Here is a 14,524-nt window from a genome sequence, read left to right as displayed (position 1 = left end):
TACACTTCCGTCTGACATCCCATCAAGGAATGAGGCCGCCAATGGCGCGAGTGCGGGCCCTACTGATGTTCTGGCTGGCACTCTGGACCATTCCGGCCGGAGCCTTGACGCTCACCCCGGACGAACAGGCCTGGCTCGACCAGCATGGCGAACTGCAGCTGGGCATAGATGCCTCTTGGCCCCCCTTCGAATTCCGGGATGCCCAGGGCCGCCATCAGGGCCTGGCCGCCGACTACGTCGAGCTGATCCGCCGGCGACTGAACGTGAAGGTCACCCCCATCGAGTCCAGCAATTGGGGGGATGTGCTCAAGCGGGCCCGCGCAGGCGAGCTGGATATCCTGCCGGGCATCATGTCCACCCCCGAACGCCAGCAGTACCTGAACTTCACGCGGCCCTACCTCGATTTCCCCATCGTCATCCTTTCCCAGACCAAGGGCCACCAACCTTCGAATATCCAGGGTCTCTACGGCCTGCGCGTCGGCATCGTGTCCGACTACGCCCCCCATGAGCTGCTGCGTAACCAGCACCCCGACCTCAGCCTGCAGGGCTACCCCACCGTCGCAGCCGCACTCCAGGCATTGGCTACCGGCGAAGTAGATGCCTTCGTCGGCGACCTCGCCTCCAGCGTCTGGAGCCTGCGCCAGCTCAAGCTCAACGGCATCAGCATCAGCGGCGAAACGCCTTATCGTTACCAACTGGCCATGGCGACACCAAAGATCCACCCGCTGCTGGCCGGTATCCTCGACAGGGTCTTCGCCGAGATCACCCCGGAAGAAACCGCGACCATCCAGGAGCGTTGGGTGGGCGACGCCCTCTACCAGCGGACCGACTGGAAGCGCATCCTCCTCTACGGACTTCCTGCGCTATTGCTGGTGGCCGGCGCCCTGACCTTCGTCCTGCGCGTCAACCGCCGCCTGAGCAACGAAATGGCCGGTCGCGCTGCTCTTCAGGACGAACTGCGCAGCAGCGAGCAGCACTACCGCGGCCTGGTAGAAAGCCTGAACGCCATCGCCTGGGAAATGCGCGTCGACGACTACTGCTACACCTACGTCTCGCCCCACGCCGAACGCCTGCTGGGCTACCCCTTGAGCACCTGGCTGGAACCCGGTTTCTGGCGTCGCACCTTGCACCCCGACGATGCAGGATGGGCCAACACCTTCTGTGGAACCGAAACCGCCGCGGGCCGCGACCACAGCCTCGACTACCGCATGATCGCAGCCGACGGCCGGGTACTCTGGGTACGCGACATCATCACCCTCATCCCCCACGGTGAGACCCAGATGATGCGCGGGCTGATGATCGACATCACCGAGGCCAAGCAGACCGAGCAAGCCCTGCGCCTGTCCGAACAGAAGTTCGCCTCGGTGTTCCACAACTGCCCCGACATCATCGTCATCGCCCGTCGTACCGACGGCAGCCTGCTGGCCATCAACCACACCTTCGAGCAGCAGATCGGCCTCAAAGCCAGCGAAGTCCTCGGTCGCACCGCCACCGAACTCGACATCTGGGGCATCCCCGGCATTGGCCCGAAACTCCTCCAGCGCCTGCAACAGGGCAACCCGCTGCACAACCTGGAAATGCCCTTCCGTCGCGCCAACGGCGAAACCTTCATCGGCCTGATCTCCGCCCAGGCCATTGACCTTGACGACACCCCCGCCCTGGTGGTCGTGGTGCGTGATATCACCCAGGTAAAGGAAACCCAGCGCTTACTGCAGGTTTCCGAAGAGAAGTTCGCCAGCGCCTTCCATGCCTCCCCCGACGGCCTGCTCATCACCCGCATCAGCGATGGCCTGCTACTGGAGGCGAACGACGGTTTCAGCCGCATTACCGGCTACAGCCCGCAGGAGATCGCCGAACGCTCCACCCTGGACCTTGGTCTCTGGGCCGACCCGACGGAGCGCGAGCGCATGATCCAGCTCGTCCGCGAGCAGGGCAGCCTGCACAACTTCAGCACCGCCGTGCGCACCAAGCGCGGCCAGGTGCGCATCTGCGAACTCTCCGCCCAGCCGATTCCCATCGGCGGCGAGCCCTGCATGCTGACCATTGCCCGCGACATCACCGAGCGCCAGCAAATGCAGGAAAAACTGCTGCAGGCCGCCACCGTCTTCGAAAGCACCGCCGAAGGCGTGATGATCACCGACACCAAACAGCGCATCACCGCGGTCAACCGCGCCTTCAGCGAAATCACCGGCTACAGCGAAGCAGAAGCCCTCGGCCAATCACCGCACATGCTCGCCTCCGGTCAGCACGACAGCGCCTTCTACGCCGCCATGTGGCACCAGTTGGAACGTGAAGGACACTGGCAAGGCGAGATCTGGAACCGCCGCAAGAACGGCGAACCCTACCCCGAATGGCTCACCATCAGCGCCGTACGCGACCGCCACCAGCAGGTTACCCACTACGTCGGCGTGTTCGCCGACATCTCGCCGCTCAAGCACGCCCAGGCGCGGCTCGACTACCAGGCCCACCATGACCCGCTCACCGGCCTGCCCAACCGCCTGCTGTTCGAGAGCCGCCTGCAACTGGCCCTGGTCGAGGCTGCCAACGACGACCTCCACGGCGCCGTCCTCTTCATCGACCTCGACCGCTTCAAGCACATCAACGACAGCCTCGGCCACCCGGTGGGCGACCTGCTGCTCAAGGGAATCGCCCATCGCCTGCGCGAACAGCTGCGCGACATCGACACCGTGGCCCGCCTGGGCGGCGACGAATTCATCATCCTGCTGCCCGGCCTGCACGGCCCCGATGACGCCCAAGCCGTCGCCCACAAGCTGCTGGCCTGTTTCGAAGCGCCACTCCCCGCCGGCCAGCACGAGTTCTTCATGAGCGCCAGCATCGGCATCAGCCTGTTCCCGGAGCACGGGCTGGACGTCGCCACCCTGGTGAAGAATGCCGATGCCGCCATGTACCGGGCCAAGGCCCGTGGCCGCAACCGCATCGAGTTCTACACCCGCGACCTCACCAGCCAGGCCACCGAACGTATGGCGTTGGAAACCGAACTGCGCCGCGCTCTGGAACGCAACGAGCTGTCCGTCTCCTACCAGCCCAAGCTCAGCCTGCAGAACCAGGCCCTGGTGGGCGCCGAAGCCCTGGTGCGCTGGTACCACCCGAAGCTCGGCGAGATTCCACCAGAGCGCTTCATCCCGCTCGCGGAAGAAAGTGGCCTCATCCTCCCGCTGGGCGACTGGGTGCTGGACCACGCCTGCCGGCAGATGCAGCGCTGGCAGGAAGCCCACGCACCGTTCGGCCCACTTTCCATCAACCTCGCCGGTGCCCAACTGCGCCAACCGCTGCTGGTGGAACGCCTGCAACGCCTCATCGACAGCCTTGGCCTGGAACCCCAGCGCCTGCAGTTGGAGATCACCGAAGGCTTCATCATGAGCCAGGCCGAAGAAGCCCTCAGCGTGCTCCACAACCTCAAGGCCCTCGGCGTACAGCTGGCCATCGACGACTTCGGCACCGGCTATTCCTCCCTCAGCTACCTCAAGCGCCTGCCGCTGGATGTGCTGAAGATCGACAAGTCCTTCGTGCGCGGCCTGCCCGACGATCCCAACGACGCCGCCATCAGCCGCGCCATCATCGCCCTCGGCCGCAGCATGCAACTCACCGTGATCGCCGAAGGCGTCGAAACCAAGGCCCAGGAATACTTCCTCGCCGCCGAAGGATGCCAACAGATTCAAGGCTTTATCGTCAGCACTCCCCTGCCGCCGGAGGCCTTCGAGCACAAATTCCTGAGCCCCCTCCCCACGATTGGCACCCAGCAAAAGGCGCCTGTATAATCCGCCGGCCTTCTGGGGCCTATAGCTCAGTCGGTTAGAGCAGAGGACTCATAATCCTTTGGTCCACGGTTCGAGTCCGTGTGGGCCCACCAAATCAAAAGCCGCGCATTGCGCGGCTTTTGCGTTTCTGACTCGCCAATTTCTGCATCTCCCTCACACGCCTCCAACGCGACAATGAGCCAAATGGCGCGCATAATCGGCTCGCCAAATGAGCCGAATAAGCCAACCTATTCGGCTCGCACCTTTACGAGGACAGGTGAGTGCCCCCAATCCACTGGATCTGGCAGCAGCCGGACTGGCCCGAATTCCGCTGGCAAGCTGACAAGCTCGCACCATTGATTCGCCAATGCGTGCGGGAACAGGGGCGGCTACTGGGCAGATTGGGGACCATTGATGACCAGGCGGGCCGAGAGGACGTCCTGGATACGCTGTTGCAGAACATCGTCACGTCTTCGGCTATCGAAGGTGAGCGGCTCAATGTCGGCTCGGTGCGATCCTCCCTGGCGCGCCGACTGGGTCTGGCCACCGAAGGCAAACCCAGTCCACGCAGTGAAGGCCTGGCCGAACTCCAACTGGATGCCACCGGCCGCCACGATCAGCCGCTGACCGTCGAGCGTCTGTTTACCTGGCACCGCTGGCTTTTCCCCCAGGACGATTTCCCCCTCACTACCCGCATTCGAGTTGGCGCGCTGCGCGGCGAAGAACCCATGCAGGTTGTCTCCGGCCGCCTGGATCGGCCCACCGTGCATTTCGAAGCGCCGCCGCGCCTGGGGTTGGAATCGCAGCTCGATACGTTTCTCAGCTGGTTTGAACGCAGCCTCACGGATGCCGGCATCGACCCACTGCTGCGCGCCGGCATCGCCCATTTCTGGTTCGTGACCCTGCACCCCTTCGACGATGGCAATGGCCGTCTGACCCGGGCCATCACCGACCTCGCCCTGACCCAGGCCGAACAGCAGTCCATTCGTTTCTACGCCTTGTCGGCGAGCATCCTCGACGACCGCGCGAGCTACTACCGCATCCTCGAAACCAGCCAGAAAGACGGCCTCGACATCACCGCCTGGCTAGAGTGGTTCCTCACGACCCTGCTGCGCAGCCTGGATCAGGCCCTGGCAAGAATCGACCGCGTGCTTGCCAAGGCAAGCTTCTGGCAGGCCCACCGCGCAGCGACGCTGTCCGCCGAGCAGGTCAAGGTGCTCAACCGCCTGCTAGATGGCGGCGAAAAGGGCTTCGAGGAGGGCATCAGCGCAGCCCAGTACCAAGCCGTGGCCCAAGTCTCAAAGGCCACCGCAACCCGTCATTTGGTAGATCTTCTGGAAAAGGGCTGCATCAAGCGCCTGCCCGGAGGCGGTCGCAGCACCCGTTATCAGATCGACCAGCCCGCAGCCCTTCCCGGAGGCGGCCGATCTGAGTGGCCGGAGGACCGCCGCGAGTAAGCCATGGCTCCTACCGGCACCGTCCAGAATCCCAGCTGAACAAAAGCCGCGCAGTGCGCGGCTTTTGCGTTTCCAGTGGCTCTCATTCCCTGCTGCTACGTAGCCACCGCAAGCAGAAGATTCGGCTCCAACCTTCTTCCGAGCTTTCCTACCCGAGTTCGCCATTGTCGGCCTACAAGGGGCATCGGTAGCGTCCTCCCCCGTCGCAGCCTTGGCTGTGGCCGGGAGTGGAATCCCGATGTAGCAGGACAAGCACAAGCGCCATAAGCAGGGTCAGCGGTTGGACGTTTCATTCGATGACTCTGGCGGTCTATGGCGGACCGTGCGAGGGGGGCAGTAGCCCACCGGTTTCCTGCTGCGCCGGTATTCCACACCTCGTACGGTCCGCCACCCTCTCAAGTGGTGGACTCTTCGATATCAGAAAGGAGTCTGCTCATGTCCCACGACTATTTCGTCCCCAGCACTTTCCATCGCCATCGCCGCCCACTCCGTGCCCTGCTGATCGACGATCAAGCCTGGGTCGTGGCCCGCGACCTCGGCGCTCTGACCAACTGCCATTTCAACGAACGCCTCGCCGAGAAACTCGACCGCGACCAGTGGCGCATCGCAACCCTGCAAAAGCCGAAGGGCGATTTCGAGAAGCAGTTGTTGATCAGCGAAAGCGCCGTGTGCGAAGTGCTCAGGACGAACTACTACCACCCGGAAAACCGCAGCCTGCGGCAGTGGTTCACCGGTGAGGTGGTACCCGTCCTGCGTTCAGCGGCTCATCCGCAGCTGCCCCAGCATCGCCGGGTAGAGTGGCAGGGCAAGGAGTACAGCCTGATGGAATGGCAAGGGCGTAGCTGGGTGCGGATGGTGGATGTGGCGGAGTTGTTCGAGGGGAAGGCTCTCACCCAAATTTCATAGGCAGGACACCTTGTAGGGGCGATTTCAATCGCCAAGCAGGCCGCAGGTCTGCCCTTGAGGACATCAAGGGGGGCAGCTGTGCTGCCCTCGGCGAATGAATTCGCCCCTACAGATTCATGCGCCTCCTCAAGCCCCGACCGCGAAGCCGCGCAAGAACCCCGCATAAGGCTTGGGCAGAGGGAAATCCAGGTCGCCGCGCTTGCTGGTGGAAAGCCGCAGTTCACCCAGCAGTTCCACCATCTTCAACGCAGCGCTGACGCCATCGATCACCGGCACGCCGATCTCTTCCTGCAGCGCCGCGGCCAGGTGGCTCATGCCGGCGCAGCCGAGGACGATGGCGCCCGACTCATCTCGCTCCAGCGCTTCCAGGCAGGCCGCACGCATGATGCGGAACAGTCCGTCCGGGTCTTCATCCAGCGCCAGCACCGGAATCTCCACGGCATGGATGCCTCGGCAGTGCTGGTGAAAACCGTAGCGTTCCACCAGGTGACGGGCGATGACCTTGGTGCGGCCAAGCGTGGTGACGACGCTGAAGCCGGTGGCGACCCAGGTGGCCAGGTGCATGGCCGCTTCGGCGATGCCGATCACCGGGTACCGCGCGATCTCCCGCGCTGCCAGCAGACCGGGGTCGCCGAAGCAGGCGATCACGTGTCCCTCGGCGCCGTCCCGTTCACCGTCGCGTATGGCCTGAAGCAACCCGGGCACGGCAAGCGCTTCGTCGTAATGCCCCTCGATGGAAGCCGGACCTGCGCTGTTGGTCACGGCCAGCAACTGATTGCCGGGGCGCAGCAGGTGGCTGGCGGCTTCGGCAATACCGGAGGTCATCGCCACGCTGGTGTTCGGGTTGATCAGCTGGATTTTCATGGCCGAGGTCAGGTCTCGATCAGGTGTTTCAGCGGGTGGTAGTTGGCCTTGAGCTTGCCGGCCGACTCGACGATGGCGTTCTCGATGGCCCCCAGGTGGAAGCAGGTCAGCTCGATGGCGGCGTTCTGGTTGCCGGCCTCGATGAACTCGATCAGGCGCAGGTGCTCGTCGTCGCGGCAGGCGTCATGGCGCTCGTCATCCAGGGCGGCGACATAGAGCGAGGCGCGCGAGATGAGCTTGCGGAACCAGTCCAGCAGCACCGGGTTGTTCAGCGCCTCGGCCAGCTTTATGTGGAACTCGCCAAGCAGGTAGATCAGGCGCTCGTGGTCATGGTTGCGCCGGGCTTCCTCTTCCAGCAGCAGGTGCTCGCGCAGGTCGAGCATGGCCGCGCTGTCGCGACGCCGGCACAGCTCGGTGACGACGCCGATCTCGATCAGACGCCGCGTTTCGAACAGCAAACGGATTTCATCATCGCTGGGCAGTGACACCCAGCAGCCCTTGTTGGGTTCGGAGGAGACCAGGCCGTCGGCCTCCAGCTGCTTCAACGCGGCCCGGACCGAGGTGCGGCTCACATTGAACAGCTCCGCCAGGGAGGCTTCCCCCAGTTTCATACCAGGCCGTAGCGAGCGGTTGCTGATGGCCTGGTAAACCCCCTGGTAGACGCGGTCCACCGTGGTTTCCAGTTTCTTGTCTGCCATTCGTGACTCCGTAAGTGCGTGTGCAACCCGGCTCCTGCAGGAAACAAGCAGGCAGAAAAACCCGGTTGCGTTGTCAGCATAATCCGAGTATTTCTAGATTGCATTCAATTTTTGCATACAAAAACAAGAGGAATGCACCATTATGAAGCACACGTCCTCCATCGAGGTGCAACGCGTCAGCAAGCGCTACACCGATGACCCCGAAGTGGCTCCCGCGCTCGACGATGTTTCGGTCAGCATCCGCCACAACGAGTTCTTCACCCTCCTCGGCCCGTCGGGCTGCGGCAAGACCACCCTGCTGCGCTCCATCGCCGGTTTCGAGCAGGTCACGTCCGGCTCCATCCAGATCGGCGGCCAGCGCGTGGACCAGCTCCCGCCCTACAAGCGCCGGGTCAATACCGTGTTCCAGAACTACGCGCTCTTCCCGCATATGAGCGTGGCCGAGAATATCGCCTTCGGCCTGGAGATGCAGGGGCTGGAGCGCAACGCCATTCCCGGTCGGGTCAAGGAAATGCTGGCCCTGGTGCAGATGGAGCACCTGGCCCGCCGTCGCCCCGCCGAGCTTTCTGGCGGTCAGCAGCAGCGGGTGGCCCTGGCCCGCGCCCTGGCGCCGCGCCCTGATGTGCTGCTGCTCGACGAACCGCTCTCCGCGCTGGACCTGAAGCTGCGCAAGGAGATGCAGGTAGAGCTCAAGCGCGTGCAGCAGGAAGCCGGGATCACCTTCATCTTCGTCACACACGACCAGGAAGAAGCGCTGACCCTCTCCGACCGCATCGCCGTGATGTCCAGCGGCAAGATCCTGCAGATCGGCACCCCCAACGACATCTACGAACGTCCGCAGCACCGCTTCGTCGCCCACTTCATCGGCGACATCAACTTCCTCCCCGGCAACCTCAAGCGCTGCGCCCAGAACGGCAGCCTGTTCCAGCCTGAAGGACTGCCGGTGGAAATCCCCTGCGCTTCCGCCAACGGACTGGACAGCGGCAAGGCGCAACTGGCCTTCCGCCCGGAGCGCTCGAAGCTGGTGGACCCGTCCGAGCCGCACCACCTGCGCGGCGTGGTCGAAGCCGTGCTCTACGTCGGTACCGCCACGCTCTACCAGTGCCGGCTGGCCAACGACCTCAAGGTGATGCTGCGCGAGAGCAATGAAGGCGCCACCAGCTCCCGCCCCGTGGGTTCACCGGTGGCAGTGCACCTGCCGCCCCACGCCTGCCTGCTGATGGAGGCCTGAGATGAGCGTCAGCGCCACCTCCCCCAGCCTCAACCGGCTGTTGCTGCTGTCGCCGGTGCTGCTCACCCTCCTCTGCCTGATCGCCATTCCGCTGGGCATCATGGGCTACATCAGCCTGCTGCCACGCAACCTCTACGGCGGAGTCGACTGGAGCGCCAACTGGCAGTGGCAGAGCTACATCCAGCTGTTCTTCCAGGAAGACTTCGACGGCAACCTGGAGCTGAACTGGGTCTACGCCCAGGCCCTGCTGCGCTCGGTGCTGCAGGCCGGCGGCACGACCCTGCTGTGCTTTATCGTCGGTTTCCCCGTGGCCCTGTGGATGAGCAGCCTCAGCGAGCGCTCGCGCAACATCATGGTGCTGCTGATCACCATCCCCTTCTGGACCAACCTGCTGATCCGCAACTACGCCTGGCTGATCATCCTGCGCGAACACGGCTGGCTGGCCCAGAGCATCAACGCGCTGTTCCCGCAGGCCGGCGGCATCACCCTGCTGTACAACGATTTCGCCGTGGTGGTCGGGCTGGTCTACAGCTTCCTGCCGTTCATGATCCTGCCGATCTACTCCACCCTGGAGAAGCTCGACTGGCGCCTGGTGGAAGCCGCCTATGACCTCGGCGCCAACCGCTGGAAAGCCCTGCGCCGGGTGATCCTGCCGCTGTCCATGCCGGGCGTGGTGGCCGGATCCCTGCTGGTGTTCGTGCCGAGCCTCGGCGCCTTCATCACCCCCGCCATCCTCGGCGGCGGCAAGACACTGATGATCGGCAACCTGATCCAGCAGCAGTTCGGCACTGCCCGCAACTGGCCGCTGGGCAGCTCGCTGTCCTTCCTCCTGCTCGGGCTGATGCTGCTGGCCCTGGTGCTTTACGCCCTCTACGCCAAGAAGGCCGCCAAGGCCGTTCGCCAGGGAGCCCGCTGATGATCGCCTCGCACTTGAAGAAACTGCCACTGACCCGCGAAACCAGCCTGCTGGTACTGGCCTACCTGTACCTGCCGATCCTGGTGTTGATCGCCTACAGCTTCAACGCCAACCGCACCGCCACCGTGTGGACCGAGTTCTCCTTCGCCTGGTACGGGCGCATCCTCGCCAACCCATCGATCCAGGCGGCGGCGCTGAACTCGGTGATCGTCGCCGGCATCGCAACCGTCTGCGCCACCGCCATCGCGCTGCTGGCGGCGCTGGCCACCTACAAGCCGTTCTACGGACAGAAGATGGTGGAAGGCGGGATCAACCTGCCGCTGATCCTGCCGGAGATCGTCACCGCCGTGGCCACGCTGCTGCTGTTCATGGCGCTCGGTATCAAGCTCGGTCTGCTGACAGTGATCGTCGCCCACATCGGCTTCTGCATCCCCTTCGCCTACCTGCCGATCCGCGCCCGCCTGAACGATCTCGACAAGAGCCTGCTGGAGGCGGCCAACGACCTCTACGCCAACCCCTTCCACACCTTCCGCCGCGTCACCCTGCCGTTGCTGTTCCCGGCGGTGCTGTCCGGCGCGGTGCTGGCGTTCGTGGTCAGCCTGGACGACTTCATCATGACCTTCTTCGTCGCCGGCCCCGGCTCGACGACGCTGCCGGTCTACATCTTCTCGGCCATCAAGGCCGGGGTAACCCCGGAGATCAACGCGATTTCCACTTTGATGCTGGTGATCTCCATCGTCCTGGTGGTGCTCTCGTACTGGCTCGGCCAGCGAGGCAAACCAGCCGCCTGAACCTTGTTCCACCTCTGCCCAACCTGTTCTTCAACCCGGAGAAAAACAATGAAGTTGAAAGCATTGCGTCATGGGGTAGCCGGATTCGCCCTCAGCTGTTTCGCCGCCACCGTCGCCCAGGCGGACGAGCCCAAGGAGCTGTTCTTCTACAACTGGACCGACTACTACCCGGTGGAACTGCTGGCCAAGTTCGAAAAGGAAACCGGCATCAAGGTCACCATGGACGGCTACGACAGCAACGAAACCCTGCTGGCCAAGCTGCAGGCCGGCGGCGCCGCCTACGACGTCATCGTGCCGTCGCACTCCATCATGCGCACCCTGATCGAGCAGAACCTGCTGCAGGAAATCGACTCCCCCAGCCTGCCGAACTTCGCCCACGTGAAGCCGGCCTTCCGCAACCCGGACTTCGACCCCGGCCGCAAGTACTCGGCGCCCTACCTCTGGGGCACCACCGGCTTCTCGTACGACAGCGCTCGGGTGCCGGGCGGCAAGCTGGATGACTCCTGGAAGGAGTTCTTCGAGCCGCGTCCCGAACTGCAGGGCCAGGTGGCCGCACTGGACACCCCGAGCAGCGTGATCAACGCCGCCAGCCACTACCTGGGCGTGGACGAGTGCACCGAAAACCCGCAGGACGCCAAGCGCATCCTCGAACTGCTGCAGAGGCAGAAACCCTTCCTGAAGATGTACAGCTCCGACAACACCGTGGACCGCATGGCCTCGGGCGAAGTGATCATGATGCAGAACTGGAACGGCTCCACCGCCCGCGCCACCCTGCAGAAGAACACCATCAAGTACGTCTACCCGCGTGAAGGCGTGGCCATGTTCCAGGACAACTTCGCCGTGCCGAAGAGCGCGCCGCACCCGGGCAACGCCAAGGTGTTCATCGACTGGATGATGAAGCCCGAGAACGCCGCCGCCGTGTCCAACTCCATCGCCTACGCCAACGGCGTCGACAGCGATGCGCTGCTGGACAAAAAGTGGAAGGTGATGGACGCCATCAACATGCCCGACGAGTTCGCCGAACGCCTGCGCCCGGAGAAGGAATGCAGCAACCAGGCCCGCGAGCTGCAGGACCGCATCTGGTCCAAGCTCAAGGGCTGATATCGAGCACATCGTCCCCTTGTAGGGGCGAATTCATTCGCCAAGGACCGCGCAGCGGTCCTACGGGAACTCCATCTGTAGCACTACCCACGAGGTCCCCATGACCGACACCTATTGGCTGCGCAACGTCCGCCCCTTCGGCGGCGCGGCTGAAGACTTCCTCATCCAGAACGGCCGCTTCGCAGAACGCCGCCCCGCCAGCGATGCGCCGCTCGCCGCCGCTGACATCGACGGCGCCGGCCAACTGATGACCTGCGCCCTGGTGGAAAGCCACATCCACCTCGACAAGACCCTCTGGGGCCAGCCCTGGCGTCCCAACAGCGCCGGCCCGACGCTGAAGGACTACATCGCCAACGAGCGCCGTGTGCTGCGCGAGGTCACCGCGCCCATTGCCGAGCGCGCTGGCGCACTGCTGGAAAACTGCATCGCCCGTGGCTCGCTGACCATGCGCTGCCACGTGGACATCGACCCCGAATTCGGCCTGCGCCACGTGGAGGCCATGCAAGCCCTGCGCGAGCGCTACCGCGACCTGATCGACCTGGAGCTGGTGGTGTTCCCACAGACCGGCCTGGTCAGCCGTCCCAGCACCGCCGAGCTGATGCGCGAGGCCATGAGCCTGGGCGTCGAGAACGTCGGCGGCCTCGACCCCTGCGGCATCGACAACGACCCCATCGCCCAGCTCGACATCGTCTTCGGCCTGGCCAGCGAGTTCGACCGGGGCGTCGACATCCACCTGCACGACAAGGGCGAGCTGGGCCTCTGGCAGATCGCCCGCATCGCCGACTACACCGAGCGGTTCAACCGCCAGGGGCGCGTGATGATCAGCCACGCCTACTGCCTGGGCATGGCGCCCTGGAGCCAGGTGAAGCCCCTGGCCGAACGCCTCGCCGCGCTGAACATATCGCTGATGAGTTCGGCGCCCGCCGACTGCTCCGTGCCGCCCTTCCTCGCCCTGCACGAGGCCGGCGTGAACCTCTGCCTGGGCTCGGACGGCATCCGCGACGCCTGGTCCCCCATGGGCAATGGCGACATGCTCGAACGCGCCATGCTCCTGGCCTTCCGCTTTGACCTCGCCAAGGACGAAGAACTGGCCACCGCCTTCGACGCCGCCAGCCAGCACGGCGCCAAGGCCCTCGGCCTCGCGGAACACGGTCTCACCCTCGGCGCCCGCGCAGACTTCCTGCTGCTGGACGCGCAAAGCCTGGGTGAAGCCGTGGTCGCACGCCCGCAGCGGCAGGTCTATCGCGCCGGCAAGCTGATCGCCGCCCAGGGCCGCCTGCTGGAGAGCCGTCTGTGAACGCACCGCGCATCGGCCTGAAAGCCAGCTGTGTGGTCGGCTTCGACGGTACGCGCCATGTGCTCTGGCGCGACGGCGAAGTGGTGATCGAAGGCTCGCGCGTGCTCTTCGTCGGCCGGGACTTTCCCGGCCCGGTGGACCAGTGGATCGACTATGGCAACGCCCTGCTCGGTCCCGGCTTCATCGACCTCGACGCCCTCGGCGACCTCGACTCCACCGTGCTCTGCCTGGACAACGGCGACGAGAACGCCATGGGCCGCATGTGGTCGGCGGAGTACCTCGCCCGTGGGCCGAAGGAGAGCTACAGCTTCGACGAAGAAGTCTTCAAATACCGCTACGCCTTCACCCAGCTGATCCGCAATGGCATCACCACCGCCATGCCGATCACCTCCATGTACTACCGGGAGTGGGCGGAAACCTACGACGAATTCGCCGCCGTGGCCGGCGTCGCCGCCGAGCTGGGCCTGCGCACCTACCTCGGCCCCTGCTACATGAGCGGCATGCAGTACCTGCAGGCGGACGGCAGCCGCGCCGAACACTGGGACGAAGCACGCGGCCTGGCCGGGCTGGACGCCGCCGGGCGTTTCTTCCGCGATTTCGACGGCACCCAGGGCGGACTGATCCGTGGCGCCCTGCTGCCCGACCGCATCCAGACCTGCACCCCGGCGCTGCTGCAACGCACCGCCGCCCTCAGCCGCGAACTGGCCGCACCGGTGCGCCTGCATTGCTGCCAGGGCCCCGGCGAAGTCGCGTTGGTGAAGGCGCTGCGCGGCAAAGCGCCGCTGGCCTGGCTGGAGGAACTGGACCTGCTCGGCCCGCGCGCCGTGCTGCCTCATGGCATCTACATCGAAGGCGACGACGACCTCTCACGCCTGGCGAACAGCGGCGCCAGCCTGGTGCACTGCCCGGTAGTGTTCGCCCGCGACGGCGAGGCACTCGATTCCTTTGGCCGCTACCGCGCCCACGGCGTCAACTTCGCCCTCGGCACCGATACCTGGCCGGCGGACCTGCTGGACAACATGCGCCAGGGCCTGAACATCGCGCGACTCAAGGAAGGCGGCAGCGCCGGCACCAGCGCCCTCGACCTCTACAACGCCGCCACCCTCGGCGGCGCCAAGGCCCTGGGGCGCGACGACCTCGGCCGGCTGGCCCCCGGCGCCAAGGCCGACATCACCGCGTTCAGCCTCGACGGCCTGCACCTGGGCCCGCTGTTCGACCCGCTGAAGAACCTGATCCTCGCCGGCCGCGGCGACGACTGCATCGCCAGCTGGATCGACGGCCGCTGCGTGATGCAGGACGGCCAGGTCAAGGGCGTCGACTACGCCAGCCTCCAGCAACAAGCCCAGCGGCAGTTCCACAGGCTGATGCAAAGCCATGCCAACCGGGCATTCGGCCAACCCGACTGGCGTTCCCTGTTCCAGCCGGCGATTCCCTTCGCCGACGCCTGGAGCGCGGAACGCCCGCTCTGCACTCTCGCCAGCCCGAACGACGACAAGAGATGACGC

At 64.9% G+C, this 14,524-nt stretch carries 11 protein-coding genes and 1 tRNA gene; 10 read left to right on the top strand and 2 right to left on the bottom strand.

The window, feature by feature from the left end; genetic code table 11:
* Positions 1-41: 41 nt before the first annotated feature.
* From E8E91_RS05130 to E8E91_RS05115, 4 genes are all read left to right on the top strand, one after another.
* Positions 42-3,779, top strand: coding sequence for an EAL domain-containing protein (locus tag E8E91_RS05130; RefSeq protein ID WP_280374881.1), 3,738 nt, complete (start codon positions 42-44; stop codon positions 3,777-3,779).
* A 15-nt stretch (positions 3,780-3,794) separates the two neighbouring features.
* Positions 3,795-3,871: transfer RNA gene (locus E8E91_RS05125), tRNA-Ile, on the top strand.
* Between the two features lie 168 nt (positions 3,872-4,039).
* Positions 4,040-5,215, top strand: a complete 1,176-nt coding sequence (locus E8E91_RS05120) for a Fic family protein (RefSeq protein WP_280374880.1) — start codon at positions 4,040-4,042, stop codon at positions 5,213-5,215.
* A 435-nt stretch (positions 5,216-5,650) separates the two neighbouring features.
* Positions 5,651-6,121 carry a phage antirepressor gene (locus tag E8E91_RS05115; protein ID WP_280374879.1) on the top strand — a complete coding sequence of 157 codons (471 nt, stop codon included), beginning with the start codon at positions 5,651-5,653 and terminating at the stop codon, positions 6,119-6,121.
* Between the two features lie 126 nt (positions 6,122-6,247).
* Here the strand turns inward: E8E91_RS05115 and E8E91_RS05110 are convergent, their stop codons facing one another.
* Entirely contained in the window at positions 6,248-6,985 is a 738-nt protein-coding gene (locus E8E91_RS05110) for an aspartate/glutamate racemase family protein (RefSeq protein ID WP_280365808.1), read from the bottom strand.
* A gap of 8 nt (positions 6,986-6,993) precedes the next feature.
* Positions 6,994-7,683, bottom strand: a complete 690-nt coding sequence (locus E8E91_RS05105) for a GntR family transcriptional regulator (RefSeq protein ID WP_179058096.1) — start codon at positions 7,681-7,683, stop codon at positions 6,994-6,996.
* A 142-nt stretch (positions 7,684-7,825) separates the two neighbouring features.
* On the opposite strand from E8E91_RS05105, the gene E8E91_RS05100 reads away from it, so the two are divergent.
* The 6 genes from E8E91_RS05100 (at position 7,826) to E8E91_RS05075 (ending at position 14,521) form a co-directional block, all read left to right on the top strand.
* Positions 7,826-8,914: an ABC transporter ATP-binding protein gene (locus E8E91_RS05100; RefSeq protein WP_280365804.1), complete on the top strand. Its 1,089-nt coding sequence runs from the start codon at positions 7,826-7,828 to the stop codon at positions 8,912-8,914.
* Position 8,915: 1 nt separating this feature from the next.
* Positions 8,916-9,830 (top strand): ABC transporter permease, encoded by a 915-nt coding sequence (locus E8E91_RS05095; protein WP_179058094.1) that lies wholly within the window; start codon positions 8,916-8,918, stop codon positions 9,828-9,830.
* Positions 9,830-10,621 carry an ABC transporter permease gene (locus E8E91_RS05090; protein WP_179058093.1) on the top strand — a complete coding sequence of 264 codons (792 nt, stop codon included), beginning with the start codon at positions 9,830-9,832 and terminating at the stop codon, positions 10,619-10,621. Before E8E91_RS05095 ends, E8E91_RS05090 begins: the two co-directional genes overlap by 1 nt.
* Before the next feature lie 48 nt (positions 10,622-10,669).
* Positions 10,670-11,722, top strand: a complete 1,053-nt coding sequence (locus E8E91_RS05085; protein ID WP_280374878.1) for an extracellular solute-binding protein — start codon at positions 10,670-10,672, stop codon at positions 11,720-11,722.
* A gap of 100 nt (positions 11,723-11,822) precedes the next feature.
* Positions 11,823-13,019 (top strand): amidohydrolase family protein, encoded by a 1,197-nt coding sequence (locus E8E91_RS05080; protein ID WP_280374877.1) that lies wholly within the window; start codon positions 11,823-11,825, stop codon positions 13,017-13,019.
* Complete coding sequence (locus E8E91_RS05075) at positions 13,016-14,521, top strand: amidohydrolase family protein (RefSeq protein WP_280374876.1); 1,506 nt, start codon at positions 13,016-13,018, stop codon at positions 14,519-14,521. The genes E8E91_RS05080 and E8E91_RS05075 overlap by 4 nt, the downstream gene beginning before the upstream one ends.
* The last annotated feature ends 3 nt before the right edge of the window (positions 14,522-14,524 follow it).

Origin of the sequence: Pseudomonas sp. BN515 (genome assembly GCF_029873155.1) — a bacterium.
GTDB lineage: Bacteria > Pseudomonadota > Gammaproteobacteria > Pseudomonadales > Pseudomonadaceae > Metapseudomonas.
This window is presented reverse-complemented; position numbering and strand designations above follow the sequence as displayed.